The organism is Sedimenticola selenatireducens, from assembly GCF_963675335.2.
Taxonomy (GTDB): domain Bacteria; phylum Pseudomonadota; class Gammaproteobacteria; order Chromatiales; family Chromatiaceae; genus Sedimenticola; species Sedimenticola selenatireducens.
On record NZ_CAXXYC010000003.1, the window covers coordinates 232,945 to 249,773 of the forward strand.

Below are 16,829 nucleotides of genomic sequence, written 5' to 3' on the forward strand. Positions count from 1 at the left end.
TTGTAACCTATTGGTTAGCACGCTGTTTTTGAAATTTCGGGAAGTCTGGCCGGCCATACCGTATGGGTGGGTTTGTGATATGGGGACAGTCCTCGGGGACTGGAAAGATTACTCTTTCCTGAGCCGGTATATGAGCTTCGGGTGAGGCGCTGATATCAGTTGGAAACAGAATGTCAGAAATGAAAATAACACGGACCCTGTTGATCAGCATGGAGCGGGCCAGATTGTTTTATAGCGGGCTCGGTTTTGCCGGTATCGCCACCATCCTGTTGTCCGCGCTGGTCTACTGGCTTGGCGCTCGGGTGGGCGGTGGCCCGATACGCCCGCTGGCGGGCGGCCTGATATTGATCGGTGTCATGCAACTGGCGATCTGGTACGCCTGGCATCTGCGAAAGCCAGATAAATTCAAGGTCAGGCGATGGGTCTATTACCCACTGTTGACTACGCTGCCGTCGGGCGCCTGCTGGGGCGGTATTACGGCCTATCTCCTGCCGCTGTATCAAACAGATACGGGCCTGCTGATACTGCTCTCTATCGGTGCTAGCGCGCTGTTGTCGATCATGTTGCTGTCCGCCCTTGATTTGATGGTGTTGCTGTTTTTTGCCAGTTTTCTGACTTCCCTGTTATGGGTGTTTAACTACAGTCAGCTCTGGCCTTCGGGCAGCATAGTCACGGTCTTACTGGCTTTTGTAGTGGGGCTTGGTCTGGTAGCGGCCGCATTTTCAGTGCTCTTCGGCATTATTGCCCGGCTTCGGGCCGGGAAACAGAATGTCAGTGGCAAGCTCGATCAGGCTCGCCTCAAAATGGTTGGATTAAACTCCCGGCTCAGCGATGAGGATGAGCGTCGGCGCGATGTGGAGCAAGAGCTCTATCTGGCCAAAGAGGCGGCCGAGACCGCCAATATGGTGAAAGGCGAATTCCTTGCCACCATGAGTCATGAAATTCGTACGCCACTCAACGGTATCGTGCCGCTACTGGAGATCCTGCGTGAGACCAATCTGGATCGGGAGCAGCGGCAGTTTGTGAATACCGCGCTGAATTCATCCTATCACCTGCTGAGCATTATTAATGACATTCTCGATTTCTCGAAAATAGAGGCAGGAAAGCTCGACCTGGAGTCAATCGAGCTGAATCTGCGGGATCTGGTTGAGTCCGTGGTGACCATGATGTCCAAGAGCGCCGAGCGTCGCGGATTGGATCTGGATTACCGGATAGCGGCGGATCTGCCCAGGGTGGTCAGGGGGGATCCGATCAGGCTGCGTCAGGTACTGACCAATCTGGTCAGCAATGCCATCAAGTTCACTTCCAAAGGCGGGGTCATGGTTGAGTTGGCCTGTCGGGGGCGCAGCAGAAAAAATATTGAGGTGATCTTTGCCGTCAAGGATACGGGCGCCGGCATCAGCGGAGAGATTCAGGCCCGCCTGTTTCGATCCTTCAATCAGGCCGACGCTTCCACTACCCGTAAGCATGGAGGAACCGGGCTGGGCCTGGTGATCTCTCGGCGCCTTGTGGAGTTGATGGATGGCAAGATAGGGGTGAGGTCGGAAGTAGGAAAGGGATCGGTCTTCTGGTTTTTGGTCCCGTTGCGTAAATCCTTGCAGGATATACCGGCTGACAGGCGCTCGCTAAAGGGGGTGCGAGTTCTAGTTATTAATGATAACGATCGTCATGCGGAGAAGTTGGAGCAATATCTCGATGAGTGGGGTGTCCTGCATCAGCGCACGAACAGCACTATGGATGCCCTGTCAAAATTGATATCAACCGCAAACCTGGGTGAGAGTTGGGCCTATGAAGTGGTAATTATTGATAACAAGGCCCTGGGTGGCCGGCTGCGGGGCTTTCTGCAGGAGATCAATAGTGAGCCGCTGCTGGGGGGGGTGAAGCTGTTGACAATCGGCGATTCCGTTCGATCAGTCACCAGGCTGGGTGTGGATGCCACACTCGCGCGACCGGTAAAGAAGAGTGATCTATATCGTGCATTGTGTCGACTGATGGATGTGCAGAGTGAGGTGGCACAGGGTTCACAGACGGCGGCAGAGAAGCTTACCAATCAATTTCTTTATGCTGATTCCCAGGGCCAGTCATGGGCGGAAACGGTACCGATTGAAACAGCTGACGAATCGGGAGATCAATCCTCCAGCGAGGTGCGGCTGATGGGGCATGTCCTGTTGGTCGAAGATAATCTGGTCAATCTCAATGTGGCAAAAAAGATTCTGCTACGGTTGGGCCTGGAATGTGATGTGGCTCAGGATGGACTGGCTGCCCTTACCGCAATTAACCACCATCACTATGACCTGGTGCTGATGGATTGCCAGATGCCGCGTATGGATGGCTATGAGGCCACCCGGGCGATTCGCCTGCGGGAAGCCACCAAGGGATTGACCCGTTTGCCGGTCATTGCCATGACCGCCAATGCAATGGAAGGCGATCGTGAAAAATGTCTGGATGCCGGAATGGATGATTATCTCTCCAAGCCGGTCATGCCCGCGACCCTGCGACTAATGCTTTGCCAGTGGCTGCCCCGAAGTGAGCAGGATATCCCGGAAACGAGAAGTGAGGAGATTCAACCGGGTAGCGAAGCGGAAAGAATTTATCCTGCATCCGGAGATTCAGTCGAACGGGGTGGGCGGTTAACCGATGTTGATCGGGGTGTACTCGAAGAGTTGCAGGAAATTATGGACGATGATTTTTCCACCTTGCTGTTGAGTTTTCTTGATGCGGCACCGGGACTGATCCGTGAGATTGAAGCGGGTATTCTGGATGGGGATGCCAAGCAAGTGATTCTGCCTGCCCATTCATTGAAGTCGAGTAGCGCCAATGTGGGTGCGCTGAAGCTTTCTGGTATAGCACGCCAGATGGAACAGGATGCGAAAAACGGGGATCTTGCCGCCGTATCCGCTGCATTTGAACAACTGAATCAATCTTGCGATGCTGCCGGCCGCATCCTGCGTAAGGCGTGTGAGCAGGGATTGAATCAACTGGGCTTTGACTAATGGGAATGGCGTGGCGCTGAACAGTAAAAAGGTCTGGAAAAACCGGCAGGTTCTTTCATGGGGTCTCTATGACTGGGCAAATTCCGCCTTCGCCACAACGGTGATGGCGGGATTTTTCCCACTGTTCTTTAAACAGTATTGGGCTGCCGACCTGGCTGCCGGCGATAGCACCTTTCTGCTAGGCAGTTTCAATGCCCTTGCCAGTATGGTGGTTGTGCTGCTGGCTCCACTCCTGGGTGCCATTGCCGACAGCAGCAGTGCCCGCAAACGTTTTTTGCGCTACTTCGCCATGATGGGGGTTGTGATGACCGGTGCCCTCTACCTCGTCGCAGCCGGCGGCTGGATGATGGCGCTGATCCTCTATGCAATGGCGGTGATCGGTTTTTCCAGCGGTAATATTTTCTATGACGCCCTGCTGCCGGAGGTGGCAGATGAGTCTGAATTGGATGTGGTGTCATCGATTGGTTTTGCTCTGGGTTATCTGGGTGGCGGTATCCTGTTTGCCGTTAATGTCTGGATGACGCTCAATCCAACACTGTTTGGTCTGGCCGATGCAGCGGCGGCAGTGAAGGTTTCATTCCTGATGGTGGCGATCTGGTGGGCGGTGTTCACCATTCCAGTGCTGTTGTTCGTGCCGGAGCCGGTGACTGTCAGGCCTGTTGGTTGGTTGGCGAGTGTCAGGGCCGGTGCGCAACAACTCCGATACACCTTCTCAAAGTTGAAACTGCTGCGTCAGACCGGGCTGTTCCTGGTCGCCTACTGGCTTTACATCGACGGCGTGGATACCATCATCAGAATGGCGGTGGATTATGGTCTTGCGCTTGGTTTTGATGCCGATGGGTTGATTGTGGCACTGCTGATTACCCAATTTGTCGGTTTTCCCGCCGCCATACTGTTCGGCCATCTGGGCGAGCGTTTTGGTCCCAAGCAGGGTATTTTTGTAGCTATCGGAATCTATTTGGTTATTATCCTCTGGGCCTATCAAATGGATCAGGTGTGGGAGTTTTATCTGCTGGCGGTGGCTATCGGCCTGGTCCAGGGGGGCATCCAGGCGCTGAGCCGGTCATTCTATGTTCGCCTGATTCCACGGGATAAGCCGGCCGAGTTTTTCGGTTTCTACAATATGCTGGGAAAGTTCGCGGCAGTGCTGGGTCCGCTGATGATGGGTGTGGTCAGTGTGGCGACGGGAAGCCCCAGGCTATCAATCCTCTCGGTGGCAGTGCTGTTCGTTGCCGGCGCCTTGTTGCTTAAACGGGTCGATGAAACAGCAGGGAGAGCCCAGGCCCGGTTGCTTGAAGAGTGAGTGATGCATTTTGTTATCCTTCTGGTTCTGTTGATCCTGCTTATTCTTGGGCCCCAATGGTGGGTCAGGTCGGTACTGTCCCGGTATAACAGGGAAGACCGGCGGTTTCCCGGTTCAGGAGGTGAATTGGCGCGCCATCTGCTGGACCGACTTTCCCTCGAGCAGGTCAAGGTTGAGGAGACGTCCGGTGGACAGGGTGACCACTATGACCCGGAATCCCGTTGCGTCAGATTGACCCCGGAGAATCTGCATGGCCGATCATTAACGGCCGTGGTAACGGCCTCCCATGAAGTGGGGCATGCCATTCAGCATGCCTTGGGATACGGTCCCTTCCGCTGGCGTATGCGTCTGGTGAAAATCGCGCTGGTCGCGGAACGTCTGGGTTCCTTTTTACTGTTCGCCGTCCCGGTGTTGACCCTGATCACCAAGGCCCCCGGCGCCGGTGTGCTCATGTTTCTGGCGGCGGCAGCTACCTTGGGTGTCGGGTTGCTGGTGCAATTGATAACGCTGCCGGTTGAGTGGGATGCGAGTTTTGCACGCGCCATGCCGCTACTGGAGTCCGGCTATCTGGACAAAACCCAATTACCTGCCGCCAGGACCATTCTGCGCGCCTGCGCCTTTACCTACCTGGCGTCATCCCTGGCGGGTCTGCTCAATTTCTGGCGTTGGATGCGTCTCCTTCGGCACTGAGTGGCATGCGCCGTCGTGAGACGGGCGGCTACAAGCTTCAGAGCGGACCATGACGTACTAGTAGCAGGTCTGAACCATCTGCCATTTTTTCGCCTTTTAGCTGTTTATGGGCTGTCAATTCTTTGTCGCATCCCGGTTAAATATCATAACAACATGAAAATAAAGAGAAATATAACCGATTAATAAGTGGTATGCCTATTGCATGAGTCGGATTGGTTATCTGAGAGGAATAGCTTGTGGCAAAACAACAGGAAGATGAAGATCTCGATCTCGGCGCTGAAACCGGCGGCGGATCAAAAAAGAAACTGATGATCATCATAGCCGGCGTGACCCTGCTATTGATGATAGGTCTGGGTGTCGGCTGGTTTCTGATGGATGGTGAAGAAGCCGCGGTAGAGGATGTGCAAGAGGAGGTGGTCGAGGAGCAGCTTCCGGCTATCTATCATCCGCTGAATCCGGTTTTTGTGGTCAATCTGCCCCCGGGCGGCAAGGCTAAAATGCTGCAGATTGGTGTGCAGGTGATGGCGCGCGACCCTGCCCTGGTTGAGTTTATTAAGCACAATGATCCGATGGTGCGGCATAACCTGTTGTCGCTGTTTGGCAATCAACAGGACGCCGCACTGCGTGACCGAAAAGGCAAAGAGAAGCTCCAGGCGGAAGTCTTCAAGATGATTAACCAGATACTCAAGGATCAGAAGGCGGCGGGCGAGATCGAGGCCGTTTTCTTTACCTCCTTCGTGATGCAATAAGATTATGGCCGCCAGTGACCTACTCTCACAAGACGAAATCGACGCGCTGCTGCATGGTGTCGATGATGGTGACATCAATACCGATGCGGATGATCTGCTGGACGGTGAGGCCCGCTCTTATGATTTCGCCAGTCAGGACAGGATCGTTCGTGGGCGTCTGCCGACGCTGGAAATGGTGAACGAGCGATTTGCCCGTTATTTTCGTACCAGCCTGTTCAATATGCTGCGTCGTTCGGCTGATATCTCCGTGTCAGGCGTTCAAATGCTCAAGTTTTCCGAGTTTGTCCATAGCCTGTTTGTCCCGACCAGCTTGAATCTGGTAAAGGTTGCCCCGTTGAAAGGGAAAGGGCTCTGCGTGCTGGATCCAAAACTGGTTTTCAGCGTCGTCGACAATTTTTTCGGCGGCAGTGGCCGTTTCCACACCAAGATCGAGGGTCGCGACTTTACACCGACGGAGTTGCGCGTGGTTCAGATGCTGCTGAATCTCGCGTTTGCCGATCTTCATGAAGCCTGGAAGCCGGTACTGCCTCTGAAATTTGAGTGCGTCGGGTCCGAGGTCAATCCCCAGTTTGCCAATATCGTGAGCCCTTCCGAGGTGGTGGTGGTCACCTCGTTTCATATCGACCTGGAGGCCGGTGGCGGTGATATGCATATCTGCATGCCCTACTCAATGATTGAACCAATCCGGGATCTGCTGGATGCCGGTGTGCAGTCGGACCGTGGGGATAAGGATGAACGTTGGGTCATTGCGCTGAAGGACGAGATTATGGGTGTGTCAGTGGAACTCTCAACGATATTTTGTGAAACCACCCTGAGCATGAAAGAGCTCTCTGAACTGAAAAAAGGGGATGTGATACCGATGGATATCCCCCAGGTGGTTGAAGTGGCGGCGGCGGATGTGCCGATTTTTTCCGGCAGGGTGGGTGTCTCGGATGGAAACTACGCAATCAAGATCGAAAAATGGATAGACCCACCAAAACATATAGGACTGCAGGATCTGCTGAATGAATCCTGATCAACGGTTTTCAGTTAGGACAATATCATGAGTAATATAGAGAAAGACCCGAACGAAGCATTGGCCGATGAGTGGGCTGCCGCGCTGGAAGAGCAGGATGAGGTGATCCCCGCTTCAAGTGGTATGGCTGCGGATACGGCACAGTTTCAGGAATTGACCGCTGAATCCAAAAAGGGCAACGGGGGGGAGGTTCAGCTGGATGCCATCCTGGATGTGCCGGTTACCATCTCCATGGAGATTGGCCGGACACAGATTTCAATACGAAATCTGTTGCAGCTGAATCAGGGCTCGGTGGTTGAATTGGATCGTCTCGCCGGCGAACCAATGGATGTGCTGGTCAATGGTACGCTGATCGCCAAAGGTGAAGTCGTGGTGGTGAATGAGAAATTCGGTATTCGCCTCACTGACATTATCAGCCCTGCCGATCGGGTTCGGAGGCTCGGCAGATGAGATTGCCGGTGACCCTCATTGGCCTGCAATGGGTCTTGATACCACTGATGGTTCAGGCCGATGTGGAGAAACCGGCGACACCTGCGCTGGCGACGTCACCATTGAGCGGTGGCGTACTACTGGAAACGGCCGGTGGATTGTTGCTGATTCTGGTGCTGATTTTTGCAACTGGCTGGCTGTTGCGCCGGTTTGGCCGGTTACCGATGTCCTCCACGGGAGATATTACAGTACTGAGCGGCGTCTCCCTTGGTCCACGCGAACGGGCGGTTCTCCTGCGCGTCGGTGACACCCGGTTATTGGTGGGTGTGGCGCCGGGCAGGGTTCAGACACTCCATGTGCTGGATGATACAGGTACAGGGAATGAAGCCGCTGAGCAGTTTTCCGGTCAGCTGAAATCAGAGATGGCGGAGCAGGGGAAATGACGGAGCTGTTGCGGTTTTCACTGCTGCTACTGATTTCGTTGTTGCCTGTTGCCGCAACTGCGGCTCCGGGCGTGGATGCGCTGACGGCAACGCCCAATGCAGATGGCGGACAGACCTACAGCCTGAGTATTCAGGTGTTGTTCCTGATGACAGCCTTGACGCTGCTGCCGGGTGCATTGTTGATGATGACCTCATTTGCCCGCATCGTTATCGTCCTGGCTATCCTGCGGCAGGCACTGGGTACCCAGAGCACACCATCCAACCAGATCATGATTGGTCTGGCGCTTTTTCTGACGATCTTCATCATGATGCCGGTATTTCAGCAGGTTTATGATCAGGGTGTGCAACCTTATTTGGAAGAACAGGTCACCGGCACCCAGGCGCTCGAGCGGGCCGCCGTTCCGATGCGGGGTTTCATGTTGGGACAGACCCGTGAGAGTGATCTGGCACTGTTTGCCCGTATCGGTAATTTTTCTGATTTCGAGTCGCCCGATGCGGTGCCATTTTCCGTGCTGTTGCCGGCATTTGCCACGTCTGAACTGAAGACCGGGTTTCAGATCGGTTTTCTGATCTTTATCCCTTTTCTGATCATTGACCTGGTGGTGGCCAGTGTACTGATGTCGATGGGTATGATGATGCTGTCGCCACTGATCATTTCACTCCCGTTCAAAATAATGTTGTTTGTACTGATCGATGGATGGGCGCTGCTGTTTGGTACCCTGGCTTCCAGTTTCCAGGTATAGCGGAGAGACAGGGTGACTCCAGACAGCGTACTCGATATCGGTCAACGGGCATTGGAGGTAACGGTTGCCCTGGGTGCCGTGCTGCTGATCCCCGCCCTGGCGGTTGGCCTGCTGGTGGCGATGTTTCAGGCGGCGACCCAGATCAACGAGATGACCCTGAGCTTCATTCCAAAGCTGATCATTGTAGTAGTGGTCTTGATGATGACCGGCCCATGGATGCTGCAGGTTATTATCAACTTTACCGTCACCCTCTTTGAGGGCATACCGGATTTTATCGGTTAGCCGCACGGTGCCCTGATGCTATTTACCGATACACAACTACAAACCTGGCTGGCCGCTTTTTTCTGGCCCTTCGTGCGAATCGGGGCACTCATGGTGTCGGCGCCTGTGTTCAGTTCCCGTCAGACGCCACTATTGTATCGAATCGGTTTTGTATTGGTGCTGACCTGGGTATTGGTGCCGGTTATCCCGCCTTCACCTGTGGTGGATGCCTTCAGTGATGAAGCGTTCATCATTCTGCTGCAACAGATTCTGATCGGTGTGGTCATGGGCTTCATCCTGCAGATGGTGTTCGCTGCCCTGATCTTTGGGGGACAGGTCATCGCCTACAGCATGGGGCTTGGTTTTGCCTCCATGGTTGATCCGCAAAACGGTGTGCAGGTGCCGGTGGTTTCTCAGTTCTACCTGATTTTGGCGACCCTGCTGTTTCTGGTGCTGAATGGACATCTGGTGCTGATCGAGATGTTGGCGCAGAGTTTCCACACCTTTCCGGTGGCGATGACTGGTATCAGCCAGAATGGATTGTCGGAGATTATCGGCTGGGCCAGTCGGATGTTCAATGCCGGGCTGCTGATGGCCTTGCCGGTGGTGGCAGCGCTGCTGCTGGTCAATCTCGGTATGGGAGTCATCGGAAGGGCTGCCCCGCAACTGAACATTTTCGCGGTGGGTTTTCCCATGTCGATTCTGATTGGCTTCATGCTGCTCTGGATCACCCTGCCGGATGTCATGAGCAATTTTGCCGAACTGCTGGAAGAGGGCCTGGCCCTGATCCAGCATCTGCTGCTGATTGCGGGGTGATGCATGGCAGAGAATGAAGATGGTCAGGAGAAGACAGAAGAACCGACATCGAAGCGGTTGGATGATGCCAAAAAGAAAGGCCAGATCGCCCGTTCCAAAGAGCTGAACACCATGGCAATCACCCTGATTGGAGGCATGGCCCTGGTGGGGATGAGCGGTAGCCTGGGCCAGGGACTGGTCAAGATTATGAGCAGCAATCTGACCATCCCCAGAGAGGAAATGTTTGATGTAATGGCGATGACCCGTCGGCTGGTTTCCAGTATTCAGGACGCCCTGCTCATGCTGGCGCCTTTTTTTGCAGTCGTGGTCGTGGTCGCGGTACTCAGTTCTATCGCCCTGGGTGGTATGGCATTCAGTGCCCAGGCAATGACGCCGAAACTGAGCAAGATGAATCCCCTGAAGGGGCTGAAGCGACTTTTCTCCATCAAGGGGTTGATCGAGCTCGCCAAGGCGATGGCAAAGTTTTTTCTGGTAGGTGGTGCTACCGCGCTGGTGTTGTGGCTCACCCTGGATTCGTTCATCAATCTTAGCGGCATGGGGCTGGAGCCGGCAATCAGGGAACTGGTCAATCTGGTCGGCTGGGCATTCGTTCTGGTCTCATCCACCCTGATACTTGTTGCCGCCGTGGACGTGCCGTTTCAGATCTGGGATCACAAGAAACAGCTGAAGATGACCCGGCAGGAAATCCGCGAGGAGATGAAGGATACCGAGGGTCGCCCCGAGGTGCGCGGACGGATACGCCAGTTGCAGCGCGAAATGGCAACCCGGCGGATGATGGATGAGGTGCCAAAGGCGGACGTGATCGTCACCAACCCGACCCACTATGCGGTGGCACTACGCTATAACCAGGCGCGCATGAACGCCCCGGTAGTGGTTGCCAAGGGTACCGAGCTGGTGGCCGCCAATATCCGCCGGGTCGGCACGGAGCATGCCGTGCCGATTATCGAATCGCCGATGTTGGCGCGTGCCATCTATTTCCACACGGAACTGGGTGAGGCGATACCGGCCGGCCTCTATCTTGCCGTGGCCAAGATACTGGCCTACGTATTTCAGCTCAAGGCCTATGTGCCGGGGCAGGGCAAGAAGCCAGCGGAGCCTGGTGAGTTACAGATACCTGACGAATTGAAGGTGCCTGAGTGATCTGTCTGGAGTTTGGATAATGGATGCAACTGCAATCCTGAACAATGTAAAGGCCTCCGGTATCCGTGGACTCGGCGCGCCGATGGTGCTGGTGATGCTGCTGGTCATGGTAGTGATCCCGCTGCCCCCGCTGGCGCTGGATATCTTCTTTACCTTTAACATTGCACTTTCGCTGATTGTCGTGATGGTGGTGGTCTACACTCTGCGGCCGCTGGAATTCAGTGTCTTTCCCAGCCTGCTGCTGGTCGCGACACTGCTGCGTCTGGCGCTTAATGTCGCTTCCACTCGCGTGGTGTTACTGGAGGGGCATCAGGGCGGTGATGCCGCCGGTAAGGTGATCGAGGCGTTTGGTGCCTTTGTTATCGGCGGCAACTATGCAGTCGGCCTGGTGGTGTTTGCCATCCTGGTGATTATCAACTTCGTGGTGGTGACCAAGGGCGCCGGTCGTGTTTCAGAAGTGAGCGCCCGGTTTACGCTGGATGCCATGCCCGGCAAGCAGATGGCGATTGATGCCGATCTCAATGCCGGGTTGATTGATCAGGATGAGGCCAGGACGCGCCGTGAGGAGGTGGCCCAGGAGGCTGACTTCTACGGAGCGATGGACGGTGCCAGCAAGTTTGTCCGGGGCGATGCGGTTGCCGGTATCCTGATCCTGTTTATCAATATCATTGGTGGCCTTGCCATTGGCATGCTGCAGCATGATCTTGATCTGTCCACGGCGCTCCGCTTCTATGCCCTGCTGACCATCGGTGACGGGCTGGTGGCGCAGATCCCATCACTGCTACTCTCCACCTCGGCGGCCATTATTGTCACCCGGGTCGCCTCTTCAAAGCAGGACATGGGCGGGCAGATCGTCAGCCAGCTGTTCACCAATCCCAAGGCGCTGATCATCACCGCGGTGGTGCTGGGTATGATGGGCATTATCCCCGGCATGCCCAACTTCGCCTTCCTGACTTTGGCGGCTCTGGCGGGTGGCGGTGCCTGGTGGATACTGCAGCGTCAGCAGCGAGAACAGGCCGCGCCGGTGGTTGAGCCCATGCCTGAACCAGCGCCCGCCCCGGAACAGAAGGAGCTGACCTGGGATGATGTGCAGCCGGTGGATATCATTGGTCTGGAAGTGGGCTATCGCCTGATCCCGCTGGTAGACAAGAATCAGGGTGGCCAGTTGATGAACCGCATCAAGGGTGTGCGTAAAAAACTGTCCCAGGAGTTGGGTTTCCTGATCCAGCCGGTGCATATTCGGGACAACCTCGATCTCAGTCCCGGCGGCTACAGGATTTCGCTGAATGGTGTAGTCATCGGTGAGGCGGAGATCTATCCGGACCGTGAGTTGGCGATCAACCCCGGTCGGGTTTTCGGTACTTTGCAGGGCGTGGCCACCACCGATCCGGCGTTTGGTCTGGAGGCTGTCTGGATCGACGCCGCGCAGCGGGATCAGGCGCAGACGCTTGGCTATACCGTGGTGGATGCCAGTACCGTCGTCGCCACCCACCTGAGCGAAATACTGCAATCCCATGCCCATGAGCTGATCGGTCACGAAGAGGTGCAGCAGTTGATGGAGGTGCTCGGACGAAGCGCCCCCAAGCTGGTGGAGGATCTGGTGCCTGCGATCCTGACACTGGGGCAGCTTTTGAAGATTCTTCAGAACCTGCTCGCTGAGGGCGTGGCCATCCGTGATATCCGCACGATTGCCGAAACATTGGCGGAGTATGCGCCGCAGAGTCAAGACCTCGGCGCTTTGACTGCCAAGGCGCGGGTTGCCCTTTCACGCTCAATCGTTCAGCAACTTGTTGGTCCTGTTGAAGAAATTCCTGTTGTGGTATTGGATCCTGGATTGGAACAGATATTGCAGCAGACCATTCAGCCTGCCCACGATGGGGGTGTCGGGTTTGAGCCCGGCCTGGCGGAACAGCTGCAGAAAGCGCTGGCTGAAACCGCCAACCAACAGGAGACAGCAGGACAGGAGAGTATCCTCCTGGTCGCAGCGCCGATCCGTATGTGGATGGCGCGTTTTGTCAAACACAGCGTACCAGGCATGAGCGTGCTCTCCTATAACGAGATACCGGACAACCGCAAGATCAAGGTGGTTGCCACGGTGGGCAGGCCAAGTGCAGAAACATAAGGCAGCCACTGCTAAACGATCGGACACTTCAGAATGGCGATGTAAACAAGCCGTTTGATCGGGAAGCTGGCTGCGGGGAAAGTCAGGTATGAAGATTAAACGCTTTTTCGCACCGGATATCAGACAGGCATTACGACAGGTTCGTGAGGCACTGGGCTCCGATGCGGTCATTCTGTCGAATAAGAAGGTCGATGGGGGAATCGAGCTGGTGGCGGCCATTGACTATGACGCCGCGGCTTTCACTCCCTCGCCGGCGCCACAGCCAAAACCTGCACTCAGCCCGGTGCAACCGCTCCGCCAGAAGAGGACGCCAGCTCCTGTGGCAGACGAGCCGGCCTCGACCGTGGCCTCTGTTTCAAAGCTGAAGGAGCAGGTGATACCCAAGGTGGAGTGGAGCCAGGACCCGGTGCTGGTAGAGATGCGCCAGGAGATGAAGGCGTTACGCCGCATGATGGAGAATGAACTCTCCGGCCTGAGCTGGCGTGAGATGGGTGATCACAGACCGGAAACCCGGGATCTTTTCAGAAAACTGATGGGACTATCGATCAGTCCCGATATCTGCAGCCAACTGGTGGAGAGTGTCACCGATGTCACCAGCGCCGATCAGGCCTGGAGAAAGGCGCTCTATTATCTCGCCACAAAGATGGAGACGGTCGGGGATGATCTGCTTGAGCAGGGGGGAGTGTTTGCCCTGATCGGCCCTACCGGGGTCGGCAAGACCACCACGGTGGCGAAACTGGCGGCCCGGTTTGCCCTGCGTCACGGCACCCATCAGATAGCACTGATCTCCACCGACAACTACCGTATCGGTGCCCAGGAGCAGTTGAACACCTATGCCCGAATCCTGGATGTGCCGGTGCGCTCGGCGGGTACCCGCGAAGAGTTGGCGGTTGCTCTGAACGGTCTGACAGGCAAGCGATTGATCCTGATTGATACGGCGGGTATGAGCCAGCGCGATGTTCGACTCAGTGAACAACTCTCCATGCTGGACGTGGCCGGGCAGGGCGTGCGCAGTTTTCTGACCCTGTCCGCCGCAACCGACAACTCCTCGCTGGAACAGACGATCAGTGCTTTTGGCGCGGCCAGGCCTGAGGCCTGCATACTCACCAAGGTTGATGAGGCCGGTTCGCTTGGTGGTGCTCTGTCGGCATTGATACACAAGGAGTTACCCCTGGCGTTTGTCGCAGACGGCCAGAAGGTGCCGGAGGATCTGCATCTGGCCCGTTCACACACCCTGGTCAGCAAGGCGGTAGCCTGCAGCACCGGGGGGGGAGAGTATTCAGATGAATACCTGGCACTGGCGCTTGGAGGTGCGAGAGCAAATGCTCATGGCTGATGCAATAACAGATCAAGCAGCAGGATTAAGACGTATGGTTCAACCTACACCCGTACGAGTAATTGCCGTTACCGGAGGTAAAGGAGGCGTCGGAAAGACCAATATCTCGGTCAATCTGGCGGTCTCCATGGCTGAGATGGGGCGTCGAGTGATGCTGCTGGATGCCGACCTCGGACTGGCCAACATTGATGTGGTGCTTGGACTGCATCCACAGTATGACCTGTCCCATGTGTTGAGTGGTGAGCGCTCCCTTGAGGAGGTAGTGCTGCAGGGGCCTGCGGGCATCCGTGTGGTGCCGGGTGCCTCGGGTGTGCAACAGATGGCCGAATTGAGTGCGGCTGAGCATGCCGGATTGATCCGCGCCTTCAGTGATGTCGGCAATGATCTGGATGTGCTGATTATCGATACGGCGGCGGGTATATCGGATACGGTGGTCAGTTTCAGTCGCGCGGCCCAGGAACTGATCGTGGTGGTCTGTGATGAGCCGGCATCGATTACCGATGCCTACGCCATGATCAAACTGTTGAATCGCGAGTATGGTCTGGATCGCTTTCGTATCCTGGCCAATATGACGCGTACAGCCGAAGAGGGGCGCAACCTGTATAACAAGATGTGCCGTGTCACCGACCAGTACCTGGATGTTATGCTTACCTACATGGGCAGTATTCCATACGACGAAAACCTCAGAAAGGCAGTGAAATCGCAAAAACCTGTGGTTCAAGCCAACCCTCGCAGCCATATTGCAAAAATATTCAAGAATCTGGCGCAAAAGGCCGATAACTGGCCTGTACCGGATGGTGCCAGCGGGCACCTCCAGTTCTTCGTGGAACGGCTGATTCAATATACAAGCCAGGGCGGGGAGATGGGCCGGTGAGTGGACTAGCGAGTTATACCGCGATTCAGGAGATGGATGCCGATACCCTGGTTAACCGGCATGCCCCGCTGGTCAAGCGTATCGCCTACCACCTGATGAATCGCCTGCCGCCCAACGTACAGGCGGATGATTTGATACAGGCCGGGATGATCGGGCTGCTTGAGGCGAGTAGAAATTATGACCCCAGCCAGGGAGCCAGTTTCGAAACCTACGCAGGGATTCGTATTCGTGGCGCAATGCTGGATGAGATCCGGCGCAGCGACTGGACGCCCCGTTCCGTGCATCGAAAGGCGAGGATGGTAGCCGATGCCATGCGCTCTATTGAAAATGAGCAGGGACGTGATGCCCGGGACGTGGAAGTGGCGGAAGTGCTGGATATGAACCTGGTTCAGTACCATCGTATCCTGCAGGATGCGGCGGGCTGTCGGATCTTCAGTATTGAAGAGCTGCAGGCAGTGGGTGAATTGCCCATTGACGGCGGTGACAGTCAGGCGGGGGGGCTGTTTGACGGCATGCAGAAGGATGCCTTTAAAAAGGCCCTGGCAGAGGCGATTGCCGGCCTGCCGGAGCGGGAGAGATTGGTAATCGCACTTTATTATGATGAGGAGATGAACCTGCGAGAGATTGGGCAGGTTCTTGGAGTTAGCGAATCAAGGGTATGCCAGATACACAGCCAGGCCACCCTGCGGTTACGCGCCCGCCTTGCAGATTGGTTATCCGATGCAGATGAGCTCTGATCGGTCTATGAAAACGAATAACGGCATCGAGTTTGGAGGTTGCCTTGAATAAAAACATGAAGATTCTCATTGTGGACGATTTTTCCACAATGCGACGGATTATTAAGAATCTGCTTCGGGATCTGGGATTCACCAATACCCAGGAAGCGGACGATGGTAATACCGCCTTGCCCATGTTGCAGTCAGGTAACTTTGATTTCCTGGTAACGGACTGGAATATGCCGGGCATGACCGGGATTGATCTGCTGAAAGCGGTGCGGGCAGACCCCAACCTGGTCAAACTTCCGGTGTTGATGGTCACTGCCGAATCGAAGCGTGAGCAGATCATCGAGGCGGCCCAGGCGGGCGTCAATGGCTATGTAGTCAAGCCATTTACCGCGGTGACGCTGGAAGAGAAGATCAGCAAGATTTTTGAACGTGTAGGCAGCTAACCGGCAGCATGACGAATCGGTCTGGAGAAATAAATGGACAACGATGAACGTCTGATGCTGGCGAAGCAGCTGGTAGAGCATCTGGAGGCAGGGAATGAAGCTGAAGCGACACATGTCAGTTCCCTTCTTACCGAAGGTGTCGAGAGCAAACTGTTTCTGGAAGTTGGGCGCTTGACCCGTGAGTTGCATGAAGCGATCAATGAGTTCCTGCTTGACCCGCGCATCAATGAAATGGCCCAGGTGGAAATCCCGGACGCCAGTGAGCGACTCACTTATGTGATTACCATGACCGAGAAATCGGCTAATACCACGCTAGGTGCGGTCGAGGCAGGGCTGCCCCTGGCGGATGATCTGGGTGTGAAGGCACGCGCCATATCGGAACAATGGGAGCGGTTTTGTAATCGTGAACTTTCTGTCGATGACTTCAGGGAATTGAGCAGGGAACTGGGCGGCTTTCTGGCATTGACCACCGAACGGTCGAAACAGCTGCATGGTCATCTGACCGAAGTGCTGATGGCGCAGGATTTTCAGGATCTGACCGGACAGATTATCCGGCAGGTGATTACCCTGGTGCATGATGTGGAAGACAAGCTGGTGCAGCTGGTTCGGATATCCGGCTCAAAGTTGCCGGAAAAACAAAAAGATGCAAAAAAACTGGAGGGGCCGGTCATCCCCGGCATTGACCAGGGTGACACGGTCAGTGGACAGGATGATGTGGACGACCTGCTATCCAGTTTGGGCTTTTAG

The 16,829-nt window shown here is 55.4% G+C and carries 17 protein-coding genes; all 17 read left to right on the forward strand.

Translation table 11 applies throughout. From position 1 onward, the window contains the following. Positions 1-179 precede the first annotated feature (179 nt). The 17 genes from ACHZBF_RS04760 (at position 180) to ACHZBF_RS04840 (ending at position 16,829) form a co-directional block, all read left to right on the forward strand. The gene (locus tag ACHZBF_RS04760; RefSeq protein ID WP_321527778.1) at positions 180-2,993 is read left to right on the forward strand and encodes a response regulator; all 2,814 of its coding nucleotides are present in this window, start codon (positions 180-182) and stop codon (positions 2,991-2,993) included. A gap of 10 nt (positions 2,994-3,003) precedes the next feature. Beyond that, complete coding sequence (locus ACHZBF_RS04765) at positions 3,004-4,296, forward strand: MFS transporter (protein ID WP_321527779.1); 1,293 nt, start codon at positions 3,004-3,006, stop codon at positions 4,294-4,296. Positions 4,297-4,299: 3 nt separating this feature from the next. Further along, positions 4,300-4,986, forward strand: coding sequence for a zinc metallopeptidase (locus ACHZBF_RS04770; RefSeq protein WP_321527780.1), 687 nt, complete (start codon positions 4,300-4,302; stop codon positions 4,984-4,986). A gap of 236 nt (positions 4,987-5,222) precedes the next feature. Then, on the forward strand, positions 5,223-5,735 hold the full coding sequence (locus ACHZBF_RS04775; RefSeq protein ID WP_321527781.1) for a flagellar basal body-associated FliL family protein: 513 nt from the start codon (positions 5,223-5,225) through the stop codon (positions 5,733-5,735). A gap of 4 nt (positions 5,736-5,739) precedes the next feature. After that, positions 5,740-6,750 carry a flagellar motor switch protein FliM gene (gene fliM / locus ACHZBF_RS04780; RefSeq protein ID WP_037376262.1) on the forward strand — a complete coding sequence of 337 codons (1,011 nt, stop codon included), beginning with the start codon at positions 5,740-5,742 and terminating at the stop codon, positions 6,748-6,750. Positions 6,751-6,777: 27 nt separating this feature from the next. Then, on the forward strand, positions 6,778-7,200 hold the full coding sequence (gene fliN, locus ACHZBF_RS04785; RefSeq protein ID WP_029135161.1) for a flagellar motor switch protein FliN: 423 nt from the start codon (positions 6,778-6,780) through the stop codon (positions 7,198-7,200). Continuing rightward, on the forward strand, positions 7,197-7,622 hold the full coding sequence (fliO, locus tag ACHZBF_RS04790) for a flagellar biosynthetic protein FliO (RefSeq protein WP_321527782.1): 426 nt from the start codon (positions 7,197-7,199) through the stop codon (positions 7,620-7,622). Before fliN ends, fliO begins: the two co-directional genes overlap by 4 nt. Next, positions 7,619-8,365, forward strand: a complete 747-nt coding sequence (gene fliP / locus ACHZBF_RS04795) for a flagellar type III secretion system pore protein FliP (protein ID WP_273440910.1) — start codon at positions 7,619-7,621, stop codon at positions 8,363-8,365. Before fliO ends, fliP begins: the two co-directional genes overlap by 4 nt. Before the next feature lie 12 nt (positions 8,366-8,377). Further along, positions 8,378-8,647 (forward strand): flagellar biosynthesis protein FliQ, encoded by a 270-nt coding sequence (gene fliQ / locus ACHZBF_RS04800; RefSeq protein WP_029135163.1) that lies wholly within the window; start codon positions 8,378-8,380, stop codon positions 8,645-8,647. Positions 8,648-8,662: 15 nt separating this feature from the next. Continuing rightward, positions 8,663-9,442, forward strand: coding sequence for a flagellar biosynthetic protein FliR (gene fliR, locus ACHZBF_RS04805; RefSeq protein WP_029135164.1), 780 nt, complete (start codon positions 8,663-8,665; stop codon positions 9,440-9,442). A gap of 3 nt (positions 9,443-9,445) precedes the next feature. Next, entirely contained in the window at positions 9,446-10,582 is a 1,137-nt protein-coding gene (flhB, locus tag ACHZBF_RS04810) for a flagellar biosynthesis protein FlhB (protein WP_321527783.1), read from the forward strand. Between the two features lie 19 nt (positions 10,583-10,601). Then, positions 10,602-12,704: a flagellar biosynthesis protein FlhA gene (flhA, locus tag ACHZBF_RS04815; protein WP_029135166.1), complete on the forward strand. Its 2,103-nt coding sequence runs from the start codon at positions 10,602-10,604 to the stop codon at positions 12,702-12,704. 88 nt (positions 12,705-12,792) lie between these two features. Further along, a complete protein-coding gene (flhF, locus tag ACHZBF_RS04820) occupies positions 12,793-14,040 on the forward strand; it encodes a flagellar biosynthesis protein FlhF (protein WP_029135167.1) in 1,248 nt (415 codons plus the stop codon). A gap of 34 nt (positions 14,041-14,074) precedes the next feature. Further along, on the forward strand, positions 14,075-14,914 hold the full coding sequence (locus ACHZBF_RS04825; protein ID WP_029135168.1) for a MinD/ParA family protein: 840 nt from the start codon (positions 14,075-14,077) through the stop codon (positions 14,912-14,914). Continuing rightward, positions 14,911-15,651, forward strand: coding sequence for an RNA polymerase sigma factor FliA (locus tag ACHZBF_RS04830; protein WP_029135169.1), 741 nt, complete (start codon positions 14,911-14,913; stop codon positions 15,649-15,651). The genes ACHZBF_RS04825 and ACHZBF_RS04830 overlap by 4 nt, the downstream gene beginning before the upstream one ends. Before the next feature lie 56 nt (positions 15,652-15,707). Then, positions 15,708-16,082 (forward strand): chemotaxis response regulator CheY, encoded by a 375-nt coding sequence (gene cheY, locus ACHZBF_RS04835; RefSeq protein ID WP_029135170.1) that lies wholly within the window; start codon positions 15,708-15,710, stop codon positions 16,080-16,082. Between the two features lie 33 nt (positions 16,083-16,115). Continuing rightward, positions 16,116-16,829 carry a protein phosphatase CheZ gene (locus ACHZBF_RS04840; protein WP_029135171.1) on the forward strand — a complete coding sequence of 238 codons (714 nt, stop codon included), beginning with the start codon at positions 16,116-16,118 and terminating at the stop codon, positions 16,827-16,829.